Genomic DNA, 7,834 nt, shown 5'->3' on the forward strand with positions numbered 1-7,834 from the left:
AGTTCACCGCCATGACCGTACGTGTCGGCATCAACGGCTTCGGCCGGATAGGCCGCACCTATCTGCGCGCGGCACTCGACCGCGCCGAGGCGGGCACCCAGGACGTCGAGGTGGTCGCGATCAACGACATCACCTCGCCCGCCACCCTCGCCCATCTCCTGGAGTACGACTCGACGTTCGGGCGCATCGGACGCGAGGTGAGCCACGACGACAGCTCGATCACCGTCGACGGCCGGCGGATCGACGTCAGCGCCGAACGCGACCCGGCCGCCCTGCACTGGTCCGACTACGGCGCGAGCGTCGTCGTGGAGTCCACCGGCCGCTTCCGCGACCGCGACTCCGCGGCCCTGCACCTGAAGGCCGGCGCCCACACCGTCCTGCTGTCCGCGCCCGGCAAGAACGCGGACGCCACCATCGTGATGGGCGTCAACGACGCGACGTACGACCGCAGGCAGGACCGGATCGTCTCGGCCGCCTCCTGCACCACCAACTGCGTCGCCCCGATGGTCAAGGTGCTGCACGACGCCTTCGGCATCGAGCGCGGCATGATGACCACCATCCACGGCTACACCAACGACCAGTCCCTCCTCGACGGCCCGCACAAGGACCTGCGCCGGGCCCGGTCGGCGGCCCTGAGCATCATCCCCACCAGCACCGGCGCCGCCCGCGCCGTGGGCCTGGTGCTGCCGGAGCTGGCGGGTGCCCTGGACGGCATCGCGGTGCGCGTGCCCGTCGAGGACGGCTCGCTGACCGACCTCGCGGTCGTGCTGCGCCGCGAGGTGACGTCCGAGGAGATCAACGCGGTCTTCGACGAGGCAGCCGAGGGCCCGCTCAACGGCATCCTCCGCGTCTCGAAGGCCCCGATCGTCTCCCGTGACGTCATCGGCGACCCCTCCTCGTGCGTCTTCGACCCGGCCCTGACCCAGGCGCACGGCACCCTGGCCAAGGTCTTCGGCTGGTACGACAACGAGTGGGGCTACACCAACCGACTCCTCGACCTGACGGCGCTGGTCGCCGACGACTGAGCACGACCGGGAGAGGCCCCGTGCGGTGGGCCTGTGCGGCGGGTTCCTGAGGGCCGAAAGGCCCCATGGTCCGCCCCCAGGCAGCCCATGGGGCCTCTCTCCGTTCCGCGGGACGCTCGAAGTGTCGAAGAAGTCCGAAGGAGACCCGTGATGACGGACGACGTGCTCAGCCGACCCACCGTCCATGCCCTGCTCGCGGACGGCACCACCGTGTGCGTCCGTCCCGTCGTGGCGGGCGACCATGACCAACTGCGGGGACTCTACGAGGAGATGTCCCCGGAGAACCTGCGGCTGCGGTTCTTCGGAGTGAGCCGCCGGTCCGCCGAGAGGGCGGCCGACCGGGCCTGCCGGCCGCACCCCGGATACCGTGCCCTGCTCGCCGAGGCCAAGGGCCAGGTGATCGGGCTCGCCGAGTACGACAACGGCGGCACCGGGACAGCGGCCGACATCTCCATCGCGGTCGCCGACGGACTGCACCACCGGGGCGTCGGCACCCTCCTCGTCGAGCACCTGGTCTCCGCCGCCCGCGCCGAGGGCATCACCGCGTTCACGGCCGACGCGCTCAGCGAGAACCACGAGATCCTGCGGCTCTTCGCCGACCTCGGCCTGCGCACCGCCCGCCGCTTCGAGGGCCCCGAGATGCGCTGCACCATCGAACTCGTCGAGGACGAGCACTACTTGTCGGCCACCGACGCGCGCGGCCGTTCCGCCGACGTCGCCAGTCTCGTCCCGCTGCTGCGCCCGGACGCGGTCGCCGTCGTCGGCGCGGGCCGCACCGCCGGCTCCGTGGGCCGGGCGATCCTGCACCATCTGAAGGCAGGCGGCTTCACCCGCCGCCTCTTCGCGGTGAACCCCGCCGCGACCTCGATCCTCGGCGTGCCGAGCCACCCGTCCGTGAGCGCCCTGCCCAGGACGCCCGACCTCGTGGTCGTCGCCGTACCCGCGGCCGCCGTCCCGGCCACCGCCGAGGAGTGCGGCAAGGCGGGCGCACGCGCCCTCCTCGTCGTCACCACGGGACTCGACCCGGCCCAGGCCGAGGCGCTCACGGCGACCTGCCGGACGTACGGCATGCGGCTCGTCGGTCCCAACTGCCTCGGTGTCTCCAACACCGACCCGGAACTGAACCTCGACGCGACCTTCGCCGCCGGCCACCCCCGCCCCGGCACCGCGGGCATCGCCGTGCAGTCCGGCGGCGTCGGCATCGCCCTGCTCGACGGGCTGTCCCGGCTCGGCATCGGCGTCTCCACCTTCGCCTCCCTGGGCGACAAGTTCGACGTCAGCGGCAACGACATGCTCCAGTGGTGGGAGAGCGACGGCACCACCGACCTCGCCCTGCTGCACCTGGAGTCCTTCGGCAACCCGCGGGCGTTCTCCCGCACCGCGCGCCGCGTGACCCGCCGGATGCCCGTCCTGACCGTCGACGCGGGCCGCACCGACGCGGGCCGCCGCGCCGCCGCCTCGCACAGCGCGGCAGCCGCCACCCGCACCATGACGCGCGGGGCGCTGTTCACCCAGGCCGGCATCACCGCCACCCGGTCCGTCGGCGAACTCCTGGAAGCCGCCGCCCTGTTGCACTCCCAGCCGCTGCCGGCCGGATCCCGCGTCCTGATCGTCACCAACGCCGGGGGAGCCGGGGTCCTCGCGGCCGACGCCTGCGCCGAGGCCGGGCTCAGCCTGCCGACGCCCACCCCCGAACTCGTCGACGACCTGCTCGCCGTACTCCCCGAAGGCGCCGCCGTGGGCAACCCCGTGGACGCCACCGCCGCCGTCTCGGAGGAGCAGCTCAAGGACTGCGTGGACCGCGTCATGCGGCACCCCGGCGTCGACGCCGTCCTCGTGGCCCTGGTCCCCACCGCGGTGGCCGAGGCGACCGGCGACGACCTCGTCCGGGCTCTGACCCGGGCAACGGGCCGCAGGCCCAAGCCGGTTGCCGTGGTGCGGCTCGAACAGGCCCTGCCCGTCCAGCTGTTGCCCACCACCGACCTGCGTACCCTCCCCGCCTACGCCGAACCCCAGGCGGCGGCACGGGCGTTGGCCCACGCCGCCCACCGCTCGGCCTGGCTCGCCCGGCCCGCCGGAACCATCCCCGACCTCGACGGAGTCGAGACCGCGCGCGCCCACACCGTCGTCGAGACCTACCTCGACGCGAACCCGGACGGCGGCTGGCTCGGCCCGCGCGAGTGCGCCGAACTCCTCGGCTGCTACGGCATTCCCCAACTCGCCTGGGCCTGGGCGGAGACCGAGGACGACGCCGTCCTCGCCGCCGACCGGCTGCGCGGCGCCGACGGCCGGGTGGTCATGAAGGGCCACTGGCCGGGCCTGCTGCACAAGAGCGAACAGCACGCCGTCCACCTCGACCTGCGCGGCGACTCCCAAGTACGCGCAGCCTTCCGGGACTTGGAGACGCGGTTCGCCGGACTGCTGACCGGCGTGGTCGTGCAGCCGCTCGCCGAGCGCGGCACCGAGCTGTTCGCCGGCGTCGTCCAGGACCAGGTCTTCGGACCGCTCGTCCTGTTCGGCCTCGGCGGCACCGCGACCGAGCTTCTCGCCGATCACACCGCCCGGCTCGCCCCGCTCACCGACCACGACGTGCACGACCTGATCACGGCCCCGCGCTGCGCCCCGCTCCTGTTCGGCGCGCACGGCAGCCCGCCCGTCGACCTCGAAGGCCTCGAACAACTCCTGCTGCGGCTCTCCCGGATGGCGAGCGACCTGCCGCAGCTGGCCGAGGCCGACTTCAACCCCGTACTCGCGGCACCGGGCGGAGTCTCCGTCCTCGATGCCCGCGTGCGCCTGCTGCCCACCAGGCCGCAGGACCCGTATCTGCGCCGACTTCGCTGAGGAGGGAACACCATGAAGCACAACAAGGTCGGCTCCGTGATGACCGCGGAGGTCGTTCGCGCCACGTACGGCACGCCGTTCAAAGAGGTGGCACGCCTGCTCGGCGAACACCGCATCAGCGGCCTGCCCGTGGTCGACGAGGACGACCAGGTCATCGGAGTCGTCTCCGAGACGGACCTGATGGCCCACCAGGCCGAAGCGCCCGACCCGTACGAGCCGAAGAAGCGGTTCCGGTTCACGGACCTGACGCGCGGCGGCAAACAGCGGGCCGCGAAGTCCACGGCCCGCACCGCCGGCCGGCTGATGACCGCGCCGCCCGTCACCGTGCACGCCGACGACACCATCGTCGAGGCCGCCCGGACCATGGCCCAGCACCGCGTGGAGCGGCTGCCCGTCCTCGACGAGGAGAACCGGCTCGTCGGCATCGTCACCCGCCGCGACGTGCTCCAGGTCTTCCTGCGTCCCGACGCGGAGATCCGCGACGAGGTCGTCGCCGAGATCCTGGTGCGCGCTCTGTGGCTGGCGCCCAGCAGCGTCGACGTCTCCGTGGTGGAGGGCGTCGTCACGCTCGCCGGCCACATGGAACGCAAGAGCGAGACGGAGATCGCCGTCTCCATGGTCCGGCAGATCGACGGTGTCGTCGCGGTCGTCGACCAGCTCTCCTACCGGACGGACGACTCGCACATCCAGCCCGAAGAGCAGACCTACCGCGGTGTCACCGAGACCTGGGTGCGCCACCTGTGAACTGAGAGGAGGCGAACCGCCATGCCCACCAGCGTGCTGGTCGCCTACGGGACGACGAACGGATCGACCGCGCAGATCGCCGAGGCCGTCGCCGAGGTATTGCGCAAGGCGGGACTCACCGCCGACCTGCTGCCCGCCAGGTCCGTCGTGGACGTGCGGCCGTACGGCGCCGTGGTGCTCGGCAGCGGGCTGTACGCCGGCCGCTGGCACCGCGACGCCCGCCGGTTCCTGAGCCGGCACGGCCGCCAACTGGCCAAGCGCCCGCTGTGGTTCTTCAGCAGCGGACCGCTCGACGCCTCCGCCTCCGAGCGGGACATCCCGCCCGTGCACGGCGTACGGCGGGCCATGATCCGGCTCGACGTCAGGGGCCACGTCACCTTCGGCGGTTGCCTGGAGGAAGGGGCCAAGGGGTACATCGCCCAGTCGATCGTGCGCAACGGGAAGGGCGGAGACTTCCGCGACTTCGGCGCGATCGAGGACTGGGCGGCACGGATCGCGGACGAGCTGCTGACGGCGCGAGAGGAGGACTGACCTGTTGAACCTCCCCAGCGACATGCGATGAGGAACGGCCCCGGCGCATCGCCGGGGCCGTCCCACGGCCGGTCGAGGCCAGCACGGCGTTCCGGAGAGGGCCACCCAGGCCTGACACGGGGACGGAAGGCCCATGCGCCGGGGGATGTCCTGGCGGCGGGAACAGTGGCGCCTGGACCAGTGGGACGCCGAGTGGGCACGCGTCGGTCCGCGGTGGGGTCACAGGACCGGGTGGCGAGTTCCTGCGTCAACGGTCTGCGGATGCGCGGGAGTTGAGCGGGGAGTCACCTTCGCCCGGCCCGTCCTCGATGCCATGGAACTCCTCTTCGGCGAGCGGGTCCGCCTCGGTGGTCGTGCCTATGGCGGTGTTGCGCGTACGTGACCTCGTACCTGCACCGTGCGCCACGACGGCCCCGTCCCACAGATGCCGAAGGACCCATGGGCCGGGGCCGAACCTCCCCGCTCCCGCCTACGACGGCACGACGGCGACAGGGCAGCGCGCGTGCTCCAGGAGGGCCAGGGCGGTGGAGCCCGGGGCGGTGTGCCGTCCGACCACCACCAGCCCGGACGTCTCGGAGGCGTGGGCCAGTGCCCCGGACGGCGGGAACAGCAGCACGTCCTCCCGGACGCCGACGTCCGGGTACTTCCCGCGCCACGGACGCAGCGCGTCCGACAGCAGGTCCTCCTCGTGGTCCTCCCAGGTGGCACGATCCGTCTCCGACACCGGTACGGGCGACGCGGCGGCGCCCGCCGGGAGCGCCCACGCGTGCACCGCGTGCAACCGGACGCGGTGCAGCCGGGCGGCCTCGAAGGCGAAGCCGAGCGCGCCGCCCGCCGGGTCACGGGCATCGACACCCACGGTCACGGCGTCGGTGTGGTCCGGGGCGTCCGTCCCCGCGAGGGTTCCGGGCACCAGCACCAGAGGGCCGGCGCACCCGGTGGCCAGAGCCGCCGCGGTCGACCCCAGGGCGACCCCGGCGTGCCGGCCCTCGCCGCGCAGGCCGAGCACGACCAGTTCCGCGTGCGCGCCCGCCGCCCGCAGCTCGGGGACCGGCGGCCCGGTGAGGCTCACCGCCCGGACCGTCAACGACGGGTGGCGGGCGGTGAGTTCGGCGACCACGTGGTCCGCCACGGTGTCCGGGCGGTAGGGCCACCGCTCCACCGGGTCCAGGTTCTCCGGCGGTGCCACATGCACCACCCGCAGGGGCAGCCCGCGCCGCAGCGCCTCGCGCGCCGCCCAGTCCGCGGCGACACGGCTGCGTGCCGACCGGTCGACTCCGGCGATGATCACTCGTTCCATGGTGTGCCGCCCTCCAGGTCCGTGGCCCTTCCACCCTGACCGTGCGGGGCGGGCCCGGGCAGGGGCCGAACGGACCCCGGTCGGAGACCTGGCGGCCCCTACCTGCCCGTAGGCCGCGGGACGACGCTGGAGGGGAGGAGCAGACCGAGCGCAGGAGGTGCGGATCATGCTGCCGCCCGTCATCGCCGGAGTCGACGGTTCCGCCGAGAGCCTCGCCGCCGCCGACTGGGCCGCCCGCGAGGCGGCACGCCGCGACCTGCCGTTGCGGCTCGTGCACGTCTGGAACTGGCACCCGCGCCAGGAGGACGGCGAGCCCGTCACGGCCGCCATGGGGGTACCTCCCACGCCCTTAAGGCAGTGGGGGAGGCATCAGGCGCGCCGTGTCCTGCGGCAGGCCAGGGCGAGGGTCCGTGCCGTCGCCCCGAACGTCCTCCCGTACGACGAGCAGGTGGAGGGTCCCGCGACCGCCGCCCTGCTGAAGGCGGCCGAGGAGTCCGAGCTGCTGGTGCTGGGTTCACGTGGGCTGAGCGGGTTCACCGGGTTCCTGGTGGGCTCGGTCGCCCAGGGTGTGCTGGCCCGCGCCACCCGTCCCGTGGTCCTCGTCCGGGTGGACGAGGAAGCCGCCGGCGAACACCTTCCGGCGCGCGGCGGCCGCCCCTCCGTCCTGACCGGCTACCGGGACGTGGTCCTGGGCGTCGACCTGGGCGAGCCCTGCGACGCGGTGATCGAGTTCGCCTTCGAGGCGGCCTGGCTGCGCGGTGCCCGGCTCCGCGTGGTCCACGCCTGGCAGTCTCCGCCCCTGGGGCTTGGCCCTGGCGAGATCGGCCTGGTGAGCGGAGCGCAGCGGGCCGAGGAATGGCTCGGCTTCCTGTCCGCCGTACTCCGGATCTGGCGCGACAAGTACCCAGGCGTCGAGGTCACCGAGACCGTCTCGGAGGGCCGGGCGCAGTCCGCGCTGCTCCGGGCCGCCTCCGGGGCGGGCCTCCTCGTGGTCGGCCGGCACCTCACCGACCGTCCGACGGGTCCGCGCATCGGCCCTGTCACCCACGCCGCCATCCATCACGTCGGCTGTCCCGTGGCCGTCGTACCCCACGAGTGAGAGGCCCGAGTCCTGATGACCGCACCGACCAAGTACGTGTACGAGTTCGCCGAAGGCAGCCGCGAGATGGCGGCCCTGCTGGGCGGCAAGGGAGCGGGCCTGGCCGAGATGACCCGGCTCGGGCTGCCCGTGCCGCCCGGATTCACCGTCACCACCGAGGCCTGCACGGCCTACCTGAAGACGGGCGAGGAACCGCCTGAGCTGGCCGTCGAGGCGGCCCGCGCACTGGCCGCGCTGGAGCGGGCCATGGGCCGCACCCTCGGCGCGCCCGACGATCCGCTGCTGGTGTCCGTG

At 73.4% G+C, this 7,834-nt stretch carries 8 protein-coding genes; 6 read left to right on the forward strand and 2 right to left on the reverse strand.

The window, feature by feature from the left end:
- Positions 1–11: 11 nt before the first annotated feature.
- From gap to ACNFOC_RS02700, 4 genes are all read left to right on the forward strand, one after another.
- Positions 12–1,025, forward strand: a complete 1,014-nt coding sequence (gene gap, locus ACNFOC_RS02685) for a type I glyceraldehyde-3-phosphate dehydrogenase (RefSeq protein ID WP_416956167.1) — start codon at positions 12–14, stop codon at positions 1,023–1,025.
- A 150-nt stretch (positions 1,026–1,175) separates the two neighbouring features.
- Positions 1,176–3,866 carry a bifunctional acetate--CoA ligase family protein/GNAT family N-acetyltransferase gene (locus ACNFOC_RS02690; protein WP_416956169.1) on the forward strand — a complete coding sequence of 897 codons (2,691 nt, stop codon included), beginning with the start codon at positions 1,176–1,178 and terminating at the stop codon, positions 3,864–3,866.
- Positions 3,867–3,878: 12 nt separating this feature from the next.
- Positions 3,879–4,610, forward strand: a complete 732-nt coding sequence (locus ACNFOC_RS02695; RefSeq protein WP_416956171.1) for a CBS domain-containing protein — start codon at positions 3,879–3,881, stop codon at positions 4,608–4,610.
- Positions 4,611–4,631: 21 nt separating this feature from the next.
- Positions 4,632–5,141: a flavodoxin domain-containing protein gene (locus tag ACNFOC_RS02700; RefSeq protein ID WP_416956173.1), complete on the forward strand. Its 510-nt coding sequence runs from the start codon at positions 4,632–4,634 to the stop codon at positions 5,139–5,141.
- A gap of 247 nt (positions 5,142–5,388) precedes the next feature.
- On the opposite strand, the gene ACNFOC_RS02705 is transcribed toward ACNFOC_RS02700, so the two are convergent.
- Positions 5,389–5,547, reverse strand: a complete 159-nt coding sequence (locus ACNFOC_RS02705; RefSeq protein ID WP_416956175.1) for a hypothetical protein — start codon at positions 5,545–5,547, stop codon at positions 5,389–5,391.
- 63 nt (positions 5,548–5,610) lie between these two features.
- On the reverse strand, positions 5,611–6,441 hold the full coding sequence (locus ACNFOC_RS02710; RefSeq protein WP_416956177.1) for a universal stress protein: 831 nt from the start codon (positions 6,439–6,441) through the stop codon (positions 5,611–5,613).
- A 166-nt stretch (positions 6,442–6,607) separates the two neighbouring features.
- Here ACNFOC_RS02710 and ACNFOC_RS02715 point away from each other — a divergent pair, with 166 nt between their 5' ends.
- Together ACNFOC_RS02715 and ACNFOC_RS02720 are read left to right on the forward strand one after the other, a co-directional pair.
- A complete protein-coding gene (locus ACNFOC_RS02715; RefSeq protein WP_416956179.1) occupies positions 6,608–7,540 on the forward strand; it encodes a universal stress protein in 933 nt (310 codons plus the stop codon).
- A gap of 15 nt (positions 7,541–7,555) precedes the next feature.
- A partial coding sequence (locus ACNFOC_RS02720) for a PEP/pyruvate-binding domain-containing protein (RefSeq protein WP_416956181.1) occupies positions 7,556–7,834 on the forward strand: 279 nt, incomplete at its 3' end.

It is taken from the genome of Streptomyces colwelliae, assembly GCF_048158785.1.
Lineage (GTDB): Bacteria > Actinomycetota > Actinomycetes > Streptomycetales > Streptomycetaceae > Streptomyces.